Origin of the sequence: Dactylosporangium sp. CS-047395, from assembly GCF_050942185.1 — a bacterium.
GTDB lineage: Bacteria > Actinomycetota > Actinomycetes > Mycobacteriales > Micromonosporaceae > Dactylosporangium.
Genome location: NZ_CP192015.1, coordinates 7,116,976 through 7,136,838 on the forward strand (window position 1 = coordinate 7,116,976; position 19,863 = coordinate 7,136,838).

Below are 19,863 nucleotides of genomic sequence, written 5' to 3' on the forward strand. Positions count from 1 at the left end.
TGACTTCCTTCGATCCTGCGACCCGCAGTCCCCGTGGTGGGGTGAGCCCTACCGATGTTGCACGATGGTGGGCATGTCGCCGGTTCCCCCGTTCGGGTTCGCCACCGCCACGCGCGTGCTGTTCGGGGCGGGCCGCGCGGCCGAGCTGCCGGACGTGGTGGGTGCCCTGGGCGCTCGTCCCTTCGTGTGTACCGGGAAAAACCCCGCCCGGCACGCCCAGTTGCTCGATCGGCTGCCGGCTCCGCGGCTCGTGCATCCGGTGCCGGGCGAACCGTCCGTGGAGACGGCACGGCTCGCGGTCGCCGCGGCGCGGGCGCATCGCGCGGACGTGGTGGTGGCCATCGGCGGCGGGAGCGTGCTCGATCTCGGCAAGGCCGTGGCGGCGCTGCTCGGCAACGGCACCGACCCGCTCGACCATCTGGAGGTCGTGGGGCGGGGCCGGCCGTTCGCGCGGCCGAGCGCACCGTTCGTGGCCGTGCCGACGACGGCCGGGACCGGTGCCGAGGTGACCGCGAACGCGGTGCTGGCCGTCGCGTCGGCCGGTGTGAAGGCGAGCCTGCGCGGGCCGTCGCTGCTGCCGTCGGTGGCGCTGGTGGATCCGTTGCTGACGCTGGGCTGCCCGCCGGCGGTCACCGCGGCGAGCGGGCTGGACGCGTTGACGCAGTGCCTGGAGCCGCTCGTGTCGTCCTTCGCGAACCCGCTGACCGACGCGCTCGCCCGCGAGGGACTGCAACGGGCGGGGCGTTCGCTGCGCGCGGCGTACGCGGACGGTGGAAATGTCGATGCGCGCACGGACCTGGCGCTGTGCGGCCTGCTCGGCGGGATGGCGCTGGCGAACGCGAAACTGGGCGCGGTGCACGGTTTCGCCGGCGTGGTGGGCGGCATGGTGGACGTCCCGCACGGCGAGGCGTGCGCGGCGCTGCTCGTTCCGGTCGTGGAGATGAACCTCCGCGCGGCGGCCGATGACGCGGTCCTCGAACGCTACGCCTCGGCCGCGCGGTCGCTCACCGGCCGCGCGAACGCATCGGTTGCGGACCTCGTGGCGTGGCTGCACGAGACGGTCGCGCAGCTCGGCGTGCGCGGTCTCGGCGCTTTCGGGCTGTCGGTCGCCCACGCGGACGAGGTGGTCGCCAAGGCGGCCGGCGCGAGCAGCATGCGCGGCAATCCGGTACCGCTGAACGAGGAACAACTCCGCGAGGTGTTCGCCGCCGCCCTCTAAAGGCTGTAGTCGTTGAGCCGGGCGGCGAGCGCGCGCACCTCGGCGCGCAGCTCGTCCGGCGACTCGATGGTGAACGGGCGGTTCACGGCGGCGAGGGCGCCCGCCACCCAGTCGAGCGACGCCGCGCGGAACGTGGCGCGGACGCGCCCGTCCGGGAGCTCCTCGACGATGGCGACGCGCAGGCGGCGGCGCACCTCCTCCGCCGTGGCCGCGAAGACGACCGAGACGGCGTGCCGGTACGGGGCGTGCGCGATCCCGGACAGCACCTCCGCCGCCGGGTCGAAGCCGTCCGGGGCCGCGAACGTTCCCGGCACCGCGCGCACCGAGCGGATCCGGTCGAGGCGGAACGTGCGCGCCTCGCCGTGGGTGGCGTCGGCGGCGGTGAGGTACCAGCGGCCGGCGTGCGCGACGATGCCGTACGGGTGCACGGTCCGGGCGGTCGGGCGGCCGGCGTAGGTGAGCTCCACGGGGTGCCGGTCGCGGGCGGCCTCGGCCAGGGTCAGCAGGACGCCGGTCTCCGGGGTGGCCGCGGCCCGGGGCGGCGCGGTGAAGTCCAGCGTGGACAGCAGGGCGTCCAGGCGCTCGCCGACCGGGCGTGGGAGCACGCGCCGCACCTTGGCGGCGGCGCTCTCGGTGGCCGCGACCGGGGCGGCGCTCAGCCCCGCCCGGCGGCTCGCCACCAGGCCGAGCAGCACGGACAGGGCCTCCTCGTCGGTCAGCATCAGCGGCGGCATCCGATAGCCGGGCGCGAGGCGGAAGCCCCCGTGCCGGCCACGCACCGTGCGGACGGGCACTTCGAGGTCGACGAGGTGCTCGACGTACCGGCGAATCGTGCGCTCGTCCACGCCGAGCAGCCCGGCGAGGTCGGCGGCGGTGCGGGTGCCGCCGCGCTGGAGGACCTCGAGCAGGGCGAGCACGCGCGCGGTGGGTCGGGTCACAACTGCCCATTCAAGCAGGAAACCCAGGTCAGCCCGCGAACTCGGCCACCCAGCGTGGCACCGGCGGCCGCTCGCCGTCGAGCACGACGTCCGCCGTGACGACGCGCAACGGCCCGGCCGCGAACGCCTCGATCTCCGCGCGGTCCAGGGGCCACGGCATGCGGCCCGGGTCGTCGCCGTCCGCGCGGGCGCGGGCCAGGACCAGCAGGGTGCCGCCCGGGGCGACGAGCGAGGCGACCCGCGCGATCGCCGTCGCGCGGGCGGGGCCTTGGAGGACCTGCACGGTGTACACCTCGATGACGAGATCGAACCCGCCCGCCCAGTCCGGCGGCAGGTCCAGCAGGTCCGCCGCCACGTAGCTGACCGGCGAGTCCGGGAAACGCCGCCGGGCCCGCTCGATCGCGGTCGGCGCGATGTCGAAGGCGGTGACGGTGAAGCCGAGCCCCGCGACGTGCTCGGCATCGTCGCCGTAACCGCAGCCCACGACCACCGCACGGCCCGGGCCGGCCGGCCGCGCGCGCCCGGTCCAGGCGGTCAGCAGCGGGTTGGGTTCCAGGTCGGCCCACGGCACGGTCGCCCGCCCCGACTCCGCCTGGGCGTACAGCTCCTCGAACCAGGCCGTCGTCGTACCGTCGCCGGCCAGAGCGCGGGCCACCGCCCGCCGATCCGTCTCCATGTTTGCAAACCGTACGTACGTCTTGCTTCAAGGGCAAGCGCGCCGGAGACCTGCGGACGCGTGCGCGCACGATCATCCCCTAAGATCGGGCGCGATGTCGCCTCGCATCCTCCAGTCCGGGCTCGGCGTCGCGGTCGCCATCGTCGGGAATCTCATCGCCGACGCCGCCGCGTTCGTCGTGCTGCGCGCGAAAGGCGACGGCCTCGGCTGCGGGTCGTCGCTGGACCCCAGCGGCCGGTTCGAGCTGCTCACGGCGCTCATCCTGACCTACGGCATCGCGCAGCTCGTCCTGCTCGGGCTCGCGTTCGGGGTGTCCTACCTGGTCAAACCGCCGCCGGCCTACTGGGCCGGGCTGCGCGCGGGATGGGCCGTGCTCGCATTACTGTCCGTGCTGTCCATGTTCTATCCGGGCTGCTGACCGTATCGTAGTTCGATGGCGATAGATGCGCCCCTGCGGCAGCTCGCCCATCGAACCGGGTCCGGGGAGACCACCGGCGGTTCCTGGAACACCTACGCCCTGCATCCGATCCCGGCCGAACGACCGCCGGCGGGCCGCACCGTGGCCACCATGACGTGCCCGGAGTGCGGCCGGCCGGTGCGCTTCGCCATCGCCGGACCGGACGGCCTGCGCCGGCGCCGGCTGGGCTGGCAGATCGCGGCCGCCGGACCGGTCGCGCTCATCCCGGTGCTGTTCCTGCCGGCGCTGGCCGCGCGGACCCCGGCCCAGGCGGTGGCGCTCACGCTGCTCGGCGTCGCCCTGCTGCCGGTGCTCGGCTTCGCGATCCACTGGGCGCTGCAGAACGCCCGCGCCGAGGACGGCCTGCGCCTGCTGCGCGACGACGGCATCCACACCCTGCGCAAGGCCGGCGCGACCTCGGACTTCAACGCCGCGATGGAGGCGTGAGCAGCCCTACTCACGTGAGTAGCCCTGCTCAGCGGTCGGCGAGGCGCCGCTGCTCGCGCCGGACCTCGGCGAACGACTCGCGCTCGCGGAGCAGCCACTCCGGCGGGTCGGCGTTGAGCTCGGCGATCTGGGCCGTGGTCAGGGCCTCGGTCACGCCGCCGCGGGCCAGGCCGCTGTTGGACACCCGCAGCCGCGCGGCGACCACGTTGCGCGGGTGCGGGCCGTCGCGGCGCAGGTCGACCAGCCACTGCGGCGGGTTGCGCTGCAACTCGTCGAGCTCGTCGCGGGACACCAGCCGCTCCTGGAACTCCCGCGGGGTCGCCGGCAGGAACACGTCGAGCTTCTGCGCGGCCGTCGCGGACTTCATCAGCTGGGTCTTCTTCGCCTGACTCACCGGGCAAGGGTACCGTGGACGCCCGTGACCTTCCGCCTGCTCGTCGTGCCCGGCATCGTGATCGACCGCTGGCGGCACATCTGGGCCGAACGGCGCCCGGCCGTCCCCCTCGAACTCGTCCAGGTCACGGCGGCCGAGGCGGCGGGGCAACTCGGCGAGACCGGGGACGCGGCGCTGCTGCGGCTGCCGGTCGACAAGGACAAGAACCACGCCATCCCGTTGTACTCCGAGCAGTCCGTCGTCCTCGCCCACCGCGACCACGCCCTGCACGCCGCGGACGAGCTCACGATGGCCGAACTGCTGGATCTGGGCGAGCCGCTGCTGCGCCCGCTCGACGACGTGCTCGCCTGGGACACCCCGGCGAGCGGCGACCGGCCCGAGACCACCGAACAGGCCGTCGAATGGGTGGCGGCCGAGGTCGGGCTGCTCGTCGCCCCGCAGTCCCTGGCCCGGCTGTACCACCGGCGCGACGTGAAGTACAAGCCGGTGGTTGATGCTCCCGGCTCGCAGGTGGCCCTGGCCTGGCCGGTCGACGGGCACTCCGAGCTGGTCGAGGAGATGATCGGCATCGTGCGCGGGCGGACCGCGAACAGCACGCGCGGCCAGGAACCGAAGCGGGAACCGAAGCAAGAGCCGAAGAAGGCGCCGGCGGGCAGGACGAGGGCCAGCAAGCCTGCCCGCCGGCGGTGATTCACGGAGTGTAGATCTTGGGTGCGGGTGGCGTGGCCATGCCGTCACCGAGGAAGAAGCTCGGGTGCGGCGGCTGGTTGTACGCCGTGTTCTGCCAGGCCACGCCCTCGCGGTACTGGATGTCGTGCATCAGCGTGACGAGCCGCCGGTCGGTGACCGCGGTGCTGACGTAGACCCGCAGGGCCTTGTCGTCCGACGTGGGCCAGATGACCTCCTCGCGCCAGTCGCCGAACAGGTCGGCGGTCAGCGACGGGGTGGACTTGGTGCTGTTGTTCGAGTGCACACCGCTCGCCGTGAGCAGGCGGGTGTCGCCGCCGGTGCCGTACTTGTCGATGTGCGTCGCGTCGAGCAGCTCGCGGACCGGGTCGGCGTCCCACCAGACGACGAAGTTGACCGCGGCCGGGCGGCGGGTGCTGATCTGCGCGCCCTTGGTGTTGAAGAGCCCGGACGTGCCGGTGCTCCACGACTCGGCGCCGGGGCTGCCGGCGTACACGTCGTCGGAGCGGCCGCGGCCGTTGTCGCAGCCGCACGTCGGCCACGACCACAGCAGCGCACCGGTGCGGCCGTCGGCCATCCAGCCGGCCTTCTTCGAGGTGTCCTCATCGACCTTGAACACCTCCTGGCCCGCGCGGGACGGGTCGAGGTCGCCGACGTCGTAGGCGTCGCCGTGGCCCTGGCCGGTGTTCCACAGGACGGTGCCGTTGTCGTTGATCGCCATCGCCCCGAACGCGATCTCGTCCTTGCCGTCCTGGTCGAGGTCGGCGATGGCGAGCTGGTGGTTGCCCTGCCCGGTGTACTGGCTGCCGGCGCTGTTGGAGTCGAACTTCCACCGCTCGGTCAGGGCCCCGTTTCGCCAGTCCCAGGCGGTGACGACGGTGCGGGTGTAGTACCCGCGCGACTCGATCAGGCTGGGTCGCTGCCCGTCCAGGTAGGCGGTGCCGGCCAGGAAGCGATCGACGCGGTTGCCGTACGAGTCGCCCCAGCTGGAGACCGTGCCCCGCGGCACGTCGTAGTTCACGGTGGCCATGGCCTTGCCGGTCTGCCCGTTGAACATGGTCAGGAACTCCGGCCCGGACAGCACGTAGCCGGACGAGTTGCGATAGTCCGCCGAGGAGCTGCCGATGACAACACCGGTGCCGTCCTTGGTACCGTCGGCGGTCTTCATCGCGACCTCGGCCTTGCCGTCGCCGTCGTAGTCGTACACCTGGAACTGCGTGTAGTGCGCCCCGGCCCGGATGTTGCGGCCGAGGTCGATGCGCCACAACCGGGTCCCGTTGAGCCGGTAGGCGTCGACGTAGACGTTGCCCGTGTAGCCCGACTGCGAGTTGTCCTTCGAGTTCGTCGGGTCCCATTTGAGCACGACCTCGTACTGCCCGTCGCCGTCGAGGTCGCCGACGGACGCGTCGTTGGCCGTGTACGTGTAGGCGACCCCGTCGGGGGTGGTGCCGCCGGCGGGCGCGCCGATCGGAATGTCGAAGTACCCGCCGCTGCCGACCTGGAACGCCGCCTCGGAGTCGCCCTGCTCGGCCCCGTTCACCACGGGCCGGACGGTGTAGCCGGCGCCGGCGGCCGCGCCGGAGTCGTAGTAGTTGGTCGAGCCGGTGATCGGGCTGCTGTTCACTTTCGTGCCGCCCCGGTACAGGTTGAACGCCACCCCGGCCGGGTCGGTGCCCAGCAGCCGCCAGGACACGTAGTTGCCGCTGCCCGACCGGACACTCATGAGGCCACGGTTGAGCTTCTCGGCCTGCCGGCCGGTGCCGGACGGCGTGGTCGGCCCGGACGTCGGACCGCTCACGTAGTTGAACGACCACTGCATCCGCGCGATGTCGGAACAGGTCTCCTCGACGATCGGGTTGTTCCCGGCCGTCGACCCGTCCTTGTCACTGACGCACAACCCCGTCGCCACCGACTTCACCAGATACTTCCCGGACGCGGCACTCGACGCCGTGAACGTCCACAACTGGTTCGTCTTCGTGCCATCACCGCAGCCGTACTGCTGCAACTGCGTCCCGGACGTGGTCGTCGAACTGGGGACGTCGATGCACCGTCCGCTGTTGCCATTCGCCAGGTTGTACTGGGAACCGCGCGCGACCGCCGTCCACTGCTGGTCCTTCGCCGCCGTATTGCACGCGACCTGCACCAGCAGCGCACTGTTGTCCAGTGACGCACCCACGACGTCGACGCACTTGCCGCTGGCGCCGGAGGCGAGGGTGTACACCCCGCCGCCGACCGGGGCCGTGGCCGCCTCCGACGGCCAGACGGTCACGGCGAGCACGACACCCGGGACGGCCACCGCGGCGGCGATCCCGGCCACTCTCCACCGGTTCACGTCAGGCTCCGATGTTCGACTGGGGACCGGAGTACGTCTTGACCAGGTTCGGCACGTCGGCCGCCGGGTCGAGCGTGTAGGAGTAGAACGAGCGCGGGTCGAACGCCGAACCGGACGTCTGCTGCTTCCCGCTGCTGTTCACCACGATCGAGCCGGACTGCTTGAGCTGCGCGGTGCTGTCCGGGTAGTACGGGTTGTTGACGTGGTCGAAGTAGCTGTTCTCCAGCACCATCTTCGTCGAGCCGCGCGCGTAGTTGCCGTAGCTGGTCACGTTCTGCAGGTAGTTGTTGTACAGGTGGGCGTAGGCGAGGTTGTCGGCGCTCGGGTTGCGCTGGTTCGTGTCGTGGAACCAGTTGTGGTGGATGGTCATCCGGGCGGTGACGTTCTCGGTCCAGCCGATGCCGAACGTCTTGTTGTGGTTGCCGAGCACGTTCCACGACACCGTGACGTTGCTGGTGTCCTTGCGCGAGTCGATGTACCCGTCGTTGATGTTCGTGAACGTGTTGTGGTCGATCCACACGTGGTCGGCGGTGTCCATCTGGATGCCGTCGTAGTCGAAGTCCTTGTCGTCCGGGTCGTCGGAGGCCACCGCGGTGTCGCCGATGGTCAGGTTCCGGATGATGACGTTGCGCACGCCGGCGCCGAGGAAGAACCCGCCGCCCTTGATCCGGCCGTTCTTGCCGACGCCGATGATGGTCTTGTTCGACGTCACCGGGATCTCGTACCCGTACGTCGGCACGGTGATCGTCGCGTTCACCCGCACCACGTAAGCCGAGCTGCTGGTCGCGTACTTGAGCAGGTCCGCGTACGTCGTGACGGTCACCGTCGTCCCACCGGCGCCGCCGGTCGTGCCCTGCGCGAACCCGTCGGCGGTGTTCGACCAGGTCCTGGTGCCGGAGCCCGACACGGCGTTGAACGACCATTGCATCCGGGCGACGTCCGAGCAGGTCTCCTCGACGATCGGGTTGTTCCCGGCGGTCGAGCCGTCCTTGTCGCTCACGCACAGGCCGGTGGCGACCGACTTCACGAGGTACTTCCCGGACGCGGCGGAGGAAGCCGTGAACGTCCACAGCTGGTTCGCCTTCGTGCCATCACCGCAGCCGTACTGCTGCAACTGGGTCCCCGAGGTGGTCGAGGACGACGGCACGTCGATGCACCGGCCACTGTTCACGTTGGCCAGGTTGAACTGCGAGCCGCGCGCGACCGCCGTCCACTGCTGGTCCCGCGCCGCCGTGTTGCACGCGACCTGCACGAGCGGCGCGCTGTTGTCCAGGGACGCACCGGTCACGTCGATGCACTTGCCCGAGGCGCCGGACGCCAGGGTGTACACCCCGCCGCCGACCGGGGCCGTCGCGGCCTGCGAGGGCCAGACCGCGACCGTCAGCACGGTCACGGGTACCACCGCGGCGGCCGCGGCGAGAGCGAACTTCCGTCGAATGTTCACAGCGGGTTCCATCCGTCCGTGCCGGCCAGGTACTTCTGCGGGGTGTAGCTGGCCGCCTGCGCGTCGCTGAGCTGCGGCCGGTTGCTGTTCGTGCCGGCTCCGGCGCCGGTGTTGCGGTACTCCAGGAACCGCGCGTTCTTCCACGAGTTGGTGCTCATGTCCGTCCACGGCTGGCTGGTCCTGATCGTGGCGCTCAGGTTCGACTCCCGATACAGCACCTGCGCGTCGGCCCGCCACGGCCGGCCGAGCTGGGTCACGTTGTTCGCCGCGCCGGTGATCGTCGACTGGTAGAACAGCAGGCCGTACATCTTGGTGTTCGGCGTGCTGGCGGCGGTGATCGGGCCGCCGGTGGAGCGCTTCTCGTAGATCGAGCAGCCCTGGAACACCGCCGTGCCGCCGCCGAAGATGAAGTCGACGGTCCCCTCGACGTACGAGTTCCTGATCAGCGTGCGCGCGGAGTCGGCCAGGTAGAACGTGTCCTGGTCGCCGAGCAGCCGCACGTTGAGCAGCTGCGAGCGGTCCGCGCTCAAGTTCAGCGCGAGCGCCTGGTCACCGGTGTCCGACGAGTTCTCGTCGAAGTCGTTGGACATCGTCAGGTTGGTCGCGATGAAGTCGTGGCCGTTGACGAAGAGCGTGGCGCTGCCCGACGTGCCGTACGTGCCGGCGTTGTGGTTGTTGACGATGACCGTGTTCGACGGGCCGGACCCGAGCCCCTGCAGGGTGATGAAGGGCTTGTTGGCCGGGATGGTGACGATCTCGCGGTACGTGCCGGCCTTGATGGTGATGGTCCGTCGGCTGGTGTTGTTGGCGGGGACGGCGTCGATCGCGGCCTGCACGGTCCGGTAGGTGCCCGACCCGTCGGCGGCCACCGTCGGCTTCGTCCCGGTGCCGGTGGTCGGGCCGGAGGTCGCACCGCTCACATAGTTGAACGACCACTGCATCCGCGCGATGTCCGAGCACCTCTCCTCGACGATCGGATTGTTGCCCGCCGTCGACCCGTCCTTGTCGCTCACGCACAGGCCGGTCGCCACCGACTTCACGAGGTACTTCCCGGACGCGGCGGTCGACGCGGTGAACGTCCACAACTGGTTCGTCTTCGTGCCATCGCCGCAGCCGTACTGCTGCAACTGCGTCCCCGACGTGGTGGACGCGGACGGCACGTCGATGCACCGGCCGCTGTTCACGTTGGCCAGGTTGAACTGGGAGCCGCGGGCGACCGCCGTCCACTGCTGATCGCGCGCGGACGCGTTGCACGCGACCTGGACGAGCGGCGCGCTGTTGTCCAGCGAGGCGCCCACGACGTCGACGCACTTGCCGGACGCGCCGGAGGCGAGGGTGTACACCCCGCCGCCGACCGGGGCCGTGGCCGCCTCCGACGGCCAGACGGTCACGGCCAGGACGGTGGCGGGCACCACGGCCGTGACGGCGGCCGCGACCAGGATGCGGGGTCGGATGCGCCGGCGGGCACCGGCGACCGGGGGTGGAGGCATGGCGGTCCTCTTCTCGGGACTGAGGCTGACGCACCCGTAGATGACGGGGCCGCCCGGCCGATAACGAGAACTCGGGACATTTGTTGGATGTGCTGCGGTACCGGCGAAAGTTTCACGACTCGGACATCGAGGCGCCCATGCCGTTGCCGGTGGTCAGGAAGTCGGTGGCCGGCAGGGTGCCGTCCGCGCGGCGGGCGCCCTCGGCCACGGCCGCGTCGGTGGAGCGGAACATCGCCGCGGTCCAGCTGCCCTCGTCCCACGTGTTGCGGCTGGTGTGCCCGTCCGCGCCCATGCTGACCGGGTCGTCGTTGCCGATGGCCACGTTCGCGCGCAGCGTCGCCGGGCCGGCCGGCACCCCGAAGCCGGTGGCCCCGTTGCGGTAGGCGGTGTTGTTCGACAGCCGCAGCTCGGCCGGGTTGCCGCCGTCGGCGAACCCGTCGTGCACGTTCGCCCAGGCCGCGTTGTGCCGCACGCTGTGGCTCGCCGCGACGACCGGGCTGCCGCCGCCGAACGTGAAGCCGTTGCCGTTGCTGCGCCAGCCGGGCACGTTCCAGCGGTTGACGCCGTTGCCGAAGGCCCAGTTGTGCTGGATGTCGATCGGGCTGGCGAACTCGCCGAAGTCGAAGCCGTCGTCGGCGTTGCCGAACGCGCGGCAGCCGCGCACGACGTTGCCGTCGCCGGAGCCGAACTTGATGCCCAGGCCGATCCCGGTCTGGCCCTGGTCGGCCGGGTTGTGGTTGGCCCAGAAGTCGCTGTCGAGGACCTGGTTGCCGGTGGTGCCCGCGCCGCGCAGGGTGAGCCCGGACTCGACGTTGTCGTGCAGCGACAGGCGCTGGAAGACGTTCTGCGCGCACGACAGGCACACGTACGCGTGGCTGGCCGAGTTCCTGACCTCGAGCCCCTGCACGGTCCAGTAGCTGCCGTGCTGCGTGATCGCCCACTTGTCCGCCGGGATACGGGCGGCGTCGATGATCGGGTGCTCGTCGCGGTACGAGCCGAGGGTGATGCGGTGCCCGGCATCGCCGTCGGTGTCCAGCACGATCGGCGCGGTCGGCCGGTAGGTGCCCCCGCGCAGCGCGATCGTCTGGCCCGGCCGCACCACCGCGGCCGCCTTGTTCAGCGTGGCGAACGGGTGCTCCAGGCTGCCGTCGCCGGCGTCGTCGCCGTCGGGGGCGACGAAGTACTCGGCCCGCACGACCGTCGGCGCGGGCACGGCCGCGGCCGGCGGGGTGGAGCCGGCGGGCGGCTCGGGTGCGACCGCTCCCCCGGGTTGCGCGGACGCGGCGATGTCGGACGGGCGGTGCTCGCCGGGCAGGGGCGTCTCGTACACCGCGAACGCGAGCCCCCCGCCGGCCACCACCACGACCGCGGCGACGGCGGCCGCCTTGGTCTGCACGAAGTGCTGCAACGTCCCGAGCTTGAAATGGCCGAAGACCGGCAGCGCGGCGATGCCCGGCAGCAGCTTCTCCGGGGCGAGCAGGTCGCCGGCGAGCGCCGAGCAGCGCCCGCAGGCCCGCACGTGCCGGGTGATCCGCTTGCGCCACAGCGCGTCGGCGGTGCCGTCCCACGCCTTGACCACCTCGCCCAGCCCGGGGCAGCGGGGCACGGCGTGCAGGGCGCGGACGAGCCCGCGGGCCGAGTCGAGCTGGGCCCGCATGCGCTGGATCCGCACCGCGGCGTGGGTCGGCTTGAGCTTGAGCGCGGCCGCCAGTTCGGCCCGGGTCAGCTCCCCCGTCGCCTCCTGCCACCAGAGCGCCAGCAGGTGCCGGTCGGCGTCGTCCAGCCAGCGGGTCGCCTCGGCCAGCTCCCGCCGCTGCCCGGTCAGCATCAGGCCGGTGAGGCTGCGCTCCTCGAACTCGCCGCCCGGATCAGGAAGCTCCTCCGGTACCTCCCGAGCCGGCGGATGCCGCCGGTTCGCGCCGCGGCGGTGCATCTGGATCTGCCGGTACGCGATCGCCACCACCCAGGACCGGAACCGGGCCGGCTCCCGCAGCCCCGGCAACCCCCGCACGACCTGGATCATCGTCTCCTGGACGAGATCGTCGGCGTCGGCGTGCCGGTGCAGGGCCCGCCCGATGACGTTGGCGACGAGCGGCAGGTGCGCGGCCACGAGCTCCTCGAGCGCGCCCTCGTCCCCGCGCTGCGCGGCCACGACGAGCGAGGTCGTGTCCCTGACCGGCACGGTCTCACCCTGCGTCACCGCTGATCCCTCCGACCCGCGACCCCGGCGCCGGACGTTTGGCGGCCGCCCGGCACCCCTGGCCGAGCCGTATGTTGGCACACCCAACCAGGCCTGTAAAGGCGCCGTCACATCGGTTCCAACGAATGGCCGAAAAGATGTTATCGCTCTCATCCCACCGGCATCTACACAGTGCGGGGTCCGCCGTCGACTACATAGCGTCACGATGCCGCGATAGGAGTCTCGTGGCACGCTGGATGGGTGCCGGAGCGCTGGAGGGTGGTGTGGGACGTCGTGCGGCGGCGGCTCGGTCGCATGGCCCGCACCCCGCACGAACGGCGTTCGGTGGCGTTTGTGCTGCTCGTGCTCACCGGCGGGATCTGGGGTGTGGCGTCCGCGCCGCCGCTGCTGCGGGTGCCCGGGCCACCGCCGGAGCCGCCGTCCCCCGCGGCCGTGATGGCGATCGAGCAGGGGCGGCCGGTGGGGTACGAGATCGGCGGGATCGACATCTCCAGCCATGACCACCGCAAGTTCACCGTGCACTGGCCGACCGAGGTGGCCGCCGGGAGCGAGTTCGTCTACATCAAGGCGACCGAGGGGCTGTCCTACGTCAACCCGCACTTCGCGGCCGACTACACCGCGGCGCGGGCGGCCGGGCGGTACGTGGGGGCCTACGTGTACGCGCGGCCGGACAAGGGCGACCCGGTCGGGCAGGCCGAGCACTTCCTGCGCCACGCCCGGTACACCCGCGACGCGCGCACCCTCGTCCCGTTCGTCGACCTGGAGTGGCCCTACGCCGGGGTGAAGTCCGGACCTTGCTACAACCTGACCCCGGCCCAGATGCGGGCCTGGATCGGCGCGTTCATCGGCCGCATCGAGCGCGAGATCGGCCGCAAGCCGATGATCTACACGAACACCTACTGGTGGAACCCGTGCACCGGCAACGACGCCTCCTACGGCGACTACCCGCTCGACATCGCCAACTACACGAAGGGCCCGCCGAAGCTGCCCGCCGGATGGTCGACGTTCGCCCTGTGGCAATACGCCCCCGGCAACCCCGATGAGGCCCACAGCCACGACCGCGACGTGGTCAACGGCGGCTCCGCCGGCCTCAGGTCCCTCGCGTCCTGAGCAGGGCGCTCACGGCTTGCGGGCGACGCCGCCGTACAGGGCGGCCTGCGCGTCGGTGAGCGGGGCGGTCGCGTCCGGCCGCCACTGGAGGATCGGGACCACGCCCGGGTCGACCAGCTCCAAGCCGTCGAAGAAGCGGGTGACCTCGGCCTTGTCGCGCAGCCGGGTGGTGATGCCCTGGGCCCGCATGATCGCGGCGAAGCGGCCCCACTCCTCGGGCTCGAAGTCCGCGGTGATGTGCGAGAGCACCAGGTAGCTGCCGCTGGGCAGGGCGGCCATGAGCCGGCGGACGAGCTCGTACGGCTCGTCGTCGTCATCCACGAAGTGCAGGATCGCGAACAGCAGCAGCGCCACCGGCCGGTCGCGGTCGAGGTGCTCCCAGAACTCGCCCTTGATCTCCTGCAGGGTCGCGTCCACGTAGGCGGTGCGCCCCTCCGGCGCACTGGTCAGCAGGGCCCGGGCGTGGGTGAGCACGATCGGGTCGTTGTCGACGTAGACGATCCGCGACTCCGGGGCGATGCCCTGCGCGATCTCGTGCACGTTGGGCGATGTCGGCAGGCCGGTGCCGATGTCGAGGAACTGCCGCACGCCCGCCTCGGCCAGGAACTTGACCGTGCGGGCCAGGAACGCGCGGTTCTGCAGCGGCGCGGTGGCCGCGTTCGGGTTCACCTTCAGGCCGGCCTGCGCCGCGGACCGGTCGGCGGCGAAGTTGTCCTTGCCGCCGAGCAGGTAGTCGTACACCCGCGCGGGGTGGGGTCGTCCGGTGTCGAACGGCGCCGCCATCTTCGAGCTCCTCCGGTTTGGTAGTGCCTGCTGTACCCGCGTTGGCCAGTGTGCTGCATCGTCCGCCGTCGAAGCGAACCCTAGCGTCTCTCGAAGGGGCCCGGGGGCTCGTCCACTACGGAGGGATCGAACATGTCCGTCATGGCTGCGGCGGTGCGCGTGGAGGCGCTGACCCGCACGTACGGCACGGGGACGCAGGCGGTGCACGCCCTCGCGGGGGTCGACGCCGCGTTCGCGCGGGGCACGTTCACCGCGGTCATGGGCCCGTCGGGCTCCGGCAAGAGCACGCTGCTGCAGACCGCGGCCGGCCTGGACCGCCCGACGTCGGGCCGGGTCTTCGTCGGCGACACGGAGCTGTCGCGGCTGTCCGAGACGCGGCTGACCGAGCTGCGCCGGGGCCGGATCGGCTTCGTGTTCCAGGCGTTCAACCTGATCGCCGCGCTCAGCGTGGCCGAGAACATCGAGCTGCCGCTGCGCCTGGCCGGGGTGCGGCCCGACCCGGCGTGGCTCGCCCACGTGGTCGCGCGGGTCGGCCTCGGCGAGCGGCTCGGGCACCGCCCGGCCGAGCTGTCGGGCGGCCAGCAGCAGCGGGTGGCGATCGCCCGCGCCCTGGCCGCCCGGCCCGACGTGGTCTTCTGCGACGAGCCGACCGGCGCGCTGGACACGACCACCGCGGCCGACGTGCTGGCGCTGCTGCGCGGGATCGTCGACGAGCACGGCCAGACGGTGGTGATGGTGACCCACGACCCGGTGGCCGCCTCGTACGCCGACCGGGTCGTGGTCCTCGCCGACGGCCGGATCGTCCGCGACGTTCCGCAGCCGGGCACCGCGCGGATCGCCGCGCTCCTGGCCGGCCTCGACCGGCGCACGCCGGTGCTGGAGGGCTGAACGATGCGCCGACTCGCCTGGCAGATGCTGCGCAACCGGCCCGGTTCGGCGATCGCGACCCTGCTCGCGCTCACCGCCGGGGCCGTGATCCTCACCGCGATGGGGGTGCTGGTCGAGTCGGGCCTGCGCTATGCGCCCCCGCCCGGCCGCTACGCCGGCGCCGACATCGTCGTCGCCCGGCCCGACGTCACCATCACCAGCCGCGACTTCGACGGCGAGGAGCAGCGCAGCACGATCGCGCTTCCGGAGGGCGGCACAGTACCGGTGGAGCTGGCTTCGAAGCTTCGCGAGCTCCCGGGCGTGGCGTCGGCGGCGGTCGACGACACCGTGCCGGTCCTCGTCGGCGGCGCGCTGGTCGAGGGCCACGGATCGCCCGCCGTGCCCGCCGACGACGCGCTGGTCGCGGACGCCCGGCTCGGCCTCGCGCCCGGGTCCACCGTCGACGTGGTGGTGGGCGGCGAGCCGCTGCGGTTCCGCGTCGACGGGGTGGTGTCAGGAGCGGCCCCGGCGGTGTACTTCACCGAGGCGCGCATGGCCGCGCTCTCGTCCCACCCGGGCCGGGCGTACGCCATCACCGTCAAGGTCGCGCCCGGCACGCCGGCGAAGAGCCTGATCGATCCGATCGCCGAGCTGGCCGGCCCCGACGCGAACGTGTACGCCGGCGCCGACGTCGGCCGGGCCCTGCGCTCGGACAATCGCGCCGCGGCCGAGCTGCTGGTCCTCGCCGGTGGGAGCTTCGGCGGGTACGTCGTCATGCTCGTGGTCTTCGTCGTCGCCGGCACCGTCGGCCTCTCGGTCCGCCACCGCCGCCGCGAGCTGGCCCTGCTGCGGGCGATCGCGGCCACCCCGGGCCAGGCCCGCCGCCTGATCATGGCCGAGGCGGGGCTGGTCGGGCTGCTGGCCGTGGCCCTGGGCATCCCGCTGGGCCTGCTGGCGGCCCGCTGGGTGCACGGCGAGCTGGTCGGCCGCGGCTTCATCCCGGCGGCGTTCCCGATGGTGCCCGGCGCGATCGGGGCGGCCGCGGTGGCCCTGCTGACGGTCGTGTCGGCGGTCCTGGCCGCGCTCGTCGCGGCGCGCCGGATCACCCGGGTCCGCCCGGCCGAGGCGCTGGGCGAGGCCGCGGTCGAACCGGCGCGCGGCGGCCGGGTCCGGCTGATCTCGGGCCTGGTGGTCCTGGCCGGCGCGGCCACCTCGAGCGCGTTCACCGTGGCCGCGACCGGCACGGCCGCCCTCGCCGGCGCCATCGGGATGCTGTACCTCTTCGTGACCGCGGTCGCCCTGTTGGCCCCGTGGATCAACGGGTACGCCGCGCGGGTCCTGGCCCGGCCGCTGCGCGCGCTGTGCGGCACCAGCGGCTACCTGGCCGCCGCCAACCTGCGCGCGAACGCCCGGGGCGGCGCCGCCGTGCTGACCGCGCTGGTGCTGTCCGTCGGCTTCGGCGGCTCGGTGTGGTTCGTCCAGAACAACCTGGAGCGCGGCACGGTGGACCAGAGCCGCGCCGGCCTGACCGCCGACCGGGCCCTGATCGCCCCGGCGGGCCTGCCCCCGACCGTCGCCGACGAGGTGCGCCGGCTGCCGGGCGTACGGGCCGCGACCGGCCTGTCCCACACCGCGGTCGTGGTCACCGCGATGGGCGAGCCGGAGCCGGCGTCCGCGCAGGTGGTGGACCCGGCCGGGCTCGCCGGGACGATGGACCTGCGGGTGGCCGACGGCAACCTGGACCAGCTGGCGGCGGACACCGTCGCGGTGTCGTCGCTGCGCGCGGCCACCCAGGGCTGGCACGTCGGCTCGCGGGCCGAGGTGCGCCTCGGCGACGGTACCCCGCGGACCCTGACCGTCGTCGCGATCTACGACCGCGGCCTGGGCTTCGGCGACCTCACCCTGGCCCGGGCCACGGTCGCCGGCCACACCGCGGCGACCACCGACGAGGCGGTCCTCGTCCGCGGCGACGCCGACCTGAGCGCCATCACGGCCCGCTACCCCGGCGCCCGGGTGGCCGCCGCCGGCGAGCTCACCGCGAAGGTCGGCCACGACCTGGCCGTCAGCGCCTGGCTCAACCGCCTGCTGATCGGCGTCATGGTCGGCTATGCGGCCCTGGCGGCGGCCAACGTGATGGTCATGGCGGCCCTGTCCCGGCGGCGGGAGCTGGCCCTGCTGCGGCTCGCCGGCGTGACCCGCCGGCAGGCGGCCCGGATGGTGCGGGCCGAGCAGGTCGGCCTCCTCGGCACCGCGCTGCTGCTCGGCGTCGCGATCGCCGCGCTGACGCTGACGGCGGTGGTCCGGGCGCTGACCGGGAGCCTGCTGCCGTACGTGCCGCCGCTGGGCTGGGTCCTGGTGCTGGGCGGGGCGACGGTGCTCGCGCTCGCGACCACGATCCTGCCGATCGGCCGCCTGCTGCGGGCGCCGCTCATGGAGAACATCGGTCAGCGCGAGTGACGGCGGCCGGCCCCAGGACAGGGCCTAGCTCATGGCGGCGGTGCTGTCCCGGACGATCAGCTCGGTGGCCAGTTCGACGCGCGGGGTCTCGATGGTCTCGCCGTGGGCCATGCGCAGGACGGTCCGCGCGGCCAGCAGGCCCATCTCGGCCAGCGGCTGGCGGACCGTGGTCAGTGGCGGCGACGCCCAGCGGCTCTCCGGCAGGTCGTCGAAGCCGATCACCGAGACGTCGTCGGGCACCCGCAGGCCGCGCAGGCGGACGGCCTCGTAGGCGCCGAACGCCATCTGGTCGCTGGAGGCGAAGATCGCGGTCGGCGGCTCCGGCAGCGACAGCAGCGCCTCCGCGCCAGAGCAGCCGGACTCGTGGTAGAAGTCGCCCTGCTGGATCAGGTCGGGGTCCATCTCCAGGCCCGCCGCCGACAGGGCCGCGCCGTAGCCGTCGAGCCGGGCGCGGCTGCACAGCAAGCGCTTCGGGCCGGCGATGAAGCCGATCCGGCGGTGGCCGAGCGCGAGCAGGTGCTCGGTCGCGCGCAGGCCGCCGGCCCAGTTGGTGGCGCCGACCGTCGGCACGTCGATGGTCGGCACCCCGGCCGGGTCGATCACGGCCAGGGGGATGTCGAGCCGGCGCAGCTCGGCGTGCATCGGCGGGGTGACGTCCGAGGTCACGAAGATGACCCCGTCCGTGGCCCGGGCGCGCAGGCTCTGCAGCCACTGCCGGGCCGAGGCCGGCTTGTCGTGGATCGCGGAGACGACGGTGCCGCTGCCGGTGGCGTGCGCGACCTCCTCGACGCCGCGGATGATCTCCACCGCCCACGGGCTGTCCAGGTCGTTGAAGACCAGGTCGATGAGGTTGGCGGCGGGCTTGTTGCGGGCCGTGCGGCGGCGGTACCCGTGCTCGCGCAGGATCGCCTCCACCCGCTCGCGCGTCTGCGGCGAGACGTCGGAGCGCCCGTTGAGCACCCGGGACACCGTGGGCACGGAGACGCCGGCCTCCCGCGCGATCGCGGTGATGGTCACCCTGCCTGCGTCCTCGACGGTCACGAGCTCCCCCTCATCGTTTTCGATATTTTCGCATGCCGGTGTTTTCCGAAACCAACCCCGGAATTTTCACGACTCGATCAAGAAGCCTCCCACGTCGTGGCTGCTGAAGCGGTACAGGCCGGAACGGAAATCTTTGACACCGCGTGAACGGCCGCCCAATACTGGCGCCATCGACATCCGTCTACTCGGTCCCGCCCCAGCCGGGTCACGGCACGCTGCTGCCCTGTTGAGGAGGAAACGCGCGCACATGAGAGACCGCAACCGCATCCTGATCGCCGCCCTCGCCCTCGCCGCGGGGGCCACGTTCGCCGTCGGCGTGGTCGGGACCACTCCGGCCCGGGCCGCCACCTGCAACGGGTACGTCGGGCTCACCTTCGACGACGGCCCGTCCAACGACAAGACCCCGGCCATCCTCAACGCCCTGCGCCAGAACGGCCTGCGGGCGACCATGTTCAACGAGGGCCAGTTCGCCGCCTCGTACCCGGCCCAGGTCCGGGCGCAGGTCAGCGCGGGCATGTGGGTCGGCAACCACAGCTACACCCACCCGCACCTGGTCCAGCAGAGCCAGGCCCAGATCGACTCGGAGATCTCCCGCACCCAGCAGGCGATCGCCAACGCGGGCGGCGGCACCCCGCGGCTGTTCCGCCCGCCGTACGGCGAGACGAACGGCACCCTGCAGTCCGTCGAGCAGAAGTACGGCCTGCGCGAGATCATCTGGGACGTCGATTCCCAGGACTGGAACGGCGCGAGCGTGGACGCGATCGTCGCCGCCAACGCCCGGCTCACCAACGGGCAGATCATCCTCATGCACGAGTGGCCGGCCAACACCCTCGCCGCGATCCCGCGCATCGCCCAGGGCCTGGCCAGCCGCAACCTCTGCGCCGGCATGATCTCCCCGTCGACCGGCCGCGCGGTCGCACCCGACGGCGGCGGCACCCCGCCGACCGGCGGTGGAGGAACAACGACACCACCCCAGAGCGGCACTTGTACGGCGACGCTCTCGGCCGGCCAGCGCTGGTCCGACCGGTACAACCTGAACGTCACCGTCTCCGGCTCGAACGCGTGGACCGTGACGATGAACGTGCCGAGCCCGGCGAAGATCAGCTCCACCTGGAACGTGAACGCGACCTGGCCCAGCTCCCAGGTCATGATCGGCAAACCGAACGGCAGCGGCAACTCGTTCGGCGTCACCATCATGGCCAACGGCAACTGGAACTGGCCGACCGTCTCCTGCGGCACGTAACACCCAGGGCGAACGACCAGCATGCCGGCGGCTTGCAGCGCGGTGCAATCACGCTGCAAGCCGCCGGCCCTAGCGTCC

General features: G+C 72.4%; 17 protein-coding genes. 8 read left to right on the top strand and 9 right to left on the bottom strand.

The features are described 5' to 3' along the window. Window positions 1-73 precede the first annotated feature (73 nt). Window positions 74-1,219 (top strand): iron-containing alcohol dehydrogenase, encoded by a 1,146-nt coding sequence (locus ACQP00_RS33570; protein WP_433203117.1) that lies wholly within the window; start codon window positions 74-76, stop codon window positions 1,217-1,219. Here ACQP00_RS33570 and ACQP00_RS33575 read toward each other — a convergent pair. After that, window positions 1,216-2,157: a helix-turn-helix transcriptional regulator gene (locus ACQP00_RS33575; protein ID WP_433203120.1), complete on the bottom strand. Its 942-nt coding sequence runs from the start codon at window positions 2,155-2,157 to the stop codon at window positions 1,216-1,218. The two genes, ACQP00_RS33570 and ACQP00_RS33575, sit on opposite strands and share 4 nt — an antisense overlap. A 28-nt stretch (window positions 2,158-2,185) precedes the next feature. Continuing rightward, window positions 2,186-2,833 carry a class I SAM-dependent methyltransferase gene (locus ACQP00_RS33580; RefSeq protein WP_433203123.1) on the bottom strand — a complete coding sequence of 216 codons (648 nt, stop codon included), beginning with the start codon at window positions 2,831-2,833 and terminating at the stop codon, window positions 2,186-2,188. 94 nt (window positions 2,834-2,927) lie between these two features. Here ACQP00_RS33580 and ACQP00_RS33585 point away from each other — a divergent pair, with 94 nt between their 5' ends. Beyond that, window positions 2,928-3,251, top strand: a complete 324-nt coding sequence (locus ACQP00_RS33585) for a hypothetical protein (RefSeq protein ID WP_433043606.1) — start codon at window positions 2,928-2,930, stop codon at window positions 3,249-3,251. Between the two features lie 15 nt (window positions 3,252-3,266). Further along, on the top strand, window positions 3,267-3,737 hold the full coding sequence (locus tag ACQP00_RS33590; RefSeq protein WP_433203126.1) for a hypothetical protein: 471 nt from the start codon (window positions 3,267-3,269) through the stop codon (window positions 3,735-3,737). 28 nt (window positions 3,738-3,765) lie between these two features. Here ACQP00_RS33590 and ACQP00_RS33595 read toward each other — a convergent pair whose 3' ends face one another. Beyond that, window positions 3,766-4,131 (bottom strand): DUF5997 family protein, encoded by a 366-nt coding sequence (locus ACQP00_RS33595; RefSeq protein WP_433203129.1) that lies wholly within the window; start codon window positions 4,129-4,131, stop codon window positions 3,766-3,768. Window positions 4,132-4,155: 24 nt separating this feature from the next. Between ACQP00_RS33595 and ACQP00_RS33600 the strand changes: the two genes are divergently transcribed. Next, window positions 4,156-4,821: a LysR substrate-binding domain-containing protein gene (locus ACQP00_RS33600; RefSeq protein WP_433203132.1), complete on the top strand. Its 666-nt coding sequence runs from the start codon at window positions 4,156-4,158 to the stop codon at window positions 4,819-4,821. Window position 4,822: 1 nt separating this feature from the next. On the opposite strand, the gene ACQP00_RS33605 is transcribed toward ACQP00_RS33600, so the two are convergent. The 4 genes from ACQP00_RS33605 to ACQP00_RS33620 form a co-directional block, all read right to left on the bottom strand. Next, on the bottom strand, window positions 4,823-7,150 hold the full coding sequence (locus tag ACQP00_RS33605; protein ID WP_433203135.1) for an RICIN domain-containing protein: 2,328 nt from the start codon (window positions 7,148-7,150) through the stop codon (window positions 4,823-4,825). A gap of 1 nt (window position 7,151) precedes the next feature. Next, window positions 7,152-8,594, bottom strand: a complete 1,443-nt coding sequence (locus ACQP00_RS33610; RefSeq protein WP_433203138.1) for an RICIN domain-containing protein — start codon at window positions 8,592-8,594, stop codon at window positions 7,152-7,154. Continuing rightward, window positions 8,591-10,084 carry a pectinesterase family protein gene (locus tag ACQP00_RS33615; RefSeq protein ID WP_433203141.1) on the bottom strand — a complete coding sequence of 498 codons (1,494 nt, stop codon included), beginning with the start codon at window positions 10,082-10,084 and terminating at the stop codon, window positions 8,591-8,593. Before ACQP00_RS33615 ends, ACQP00_RS33610 begins: the two co-directional genes overlap by 4 nt. 112 nt (window positions 10,085-10,196) lie before the next feature. Then, window positions 10,197-12,284: a sigma-70 family RNA polymerase sigma factor gene (locus ACQP00_RS33620; RefSeq protein ID WP_433203144.1), complete on the bottom strand. Its 2,088-nt coding sequence runs from the start codon at window positions 12,282-12,284 to the stop codon at window positions 10,197-10,199. Between the two features lie 240 nt (window positions 12,285-12,524). Here ACQP00_RS33620 and ACQP00_RS33625 point away from each other — a divergent pair, with 240 nt between their 5' ends. After that, window positions 12,525-13,394: a GH25 family lysozyme gene (locus tag ACQP00_RS33625; RefSeq protein WP_433203147.1), complete on the top strand. Its 870-nt coding sequence runs from the start codon at window positions 12,525-12,527 to the stop codon at window positions 13,392-13,394. A 9-nt stretch (window positions 13,395-13,403) separates the two neighbouring features. Here the strand turns inward: ACQP00_RS33625 and ACQP00_RS33630 are convergent, their stop codons facing one another. After that, window positions 13,404-14,177, bottom strand: a complete 774-nt coding sequence (locus ACQP00_RS33630) for an SAM-dependent methyltransferase (RefSeq protein WP_433203150.1) — start codon at window positions 14,175-14,177, stop codon at window positions 13,404-13,406. 132 nt (window positions 14,178-14,309) lie between these two features. Here ACQP00_RS33630 and ACQP00_RS33635 point away from each other — a divergent pair, with 132 nt between their 5' ends. Together ACQP00_RS33635 and ACQP00_RS33640 are read left to right on the top strand one after the other, a co-directional pair. Next, window positions 14,310-15,065: an ABC transporter ATP-binding protein gene (locus ACQP00_RS33635; RefSeq protein ID WP_433203153.1), complete on the top strand. Its 756-nt coding sequence runs from the start codon at window positions 14,310-14,312 to the stop codon at window positions 15,063-15,065. Between the two features lie 3 nt (window positions 15,066-15,068). Next, window positions 15,069-17,501, top strand: a complete 2,433-nt coding sequence (locus tag ACQP00_RS33640) for an ABC transporter permease (RefSeq protein ID WP_433203156.1) — start codon at window positions 15,069-15,071, stop codon at window positions 17,499-17,501. A 24-nt stretch (window positions 17,502-17,525) separates the two neighbouring features. Here the strand turns inward: ACQP00_RS33640 and ACQP00_RS33645 are convergent, their stop codons facing one another. Continuing rightward, window positions 17,526-18,542: a LacI family DNA-binding transcriptional regulator gene (locus ACQP00_RS33645; RefSeq protein ID WP_433203159.1), complete on the bottom strand. Its 1,017-nt coding sequence runs from the start codon at window positions 18,540-18,542 to the stop codon at window positions 17,526-17,528. Window positions 18,543-18,789: 247 nt separating this feature from the next. On the opposite strand from ACQP00_RS33645, the gene ACQP00_RS33650 reads away from it, so the two are divergent. Beyond that, window positions 18,790-19,785, top strand: a complete 996-nt coding sequence (locus ACQP00_RS33650) for a polysaccharide deacetylase family protein (protein WP_433203162.1) — start codon at window positions 18,790-18,792, stop codon at window positions 19,783-19,785. Window positions 19,786-19,863 lie beyond the last annotated feature (78 nt).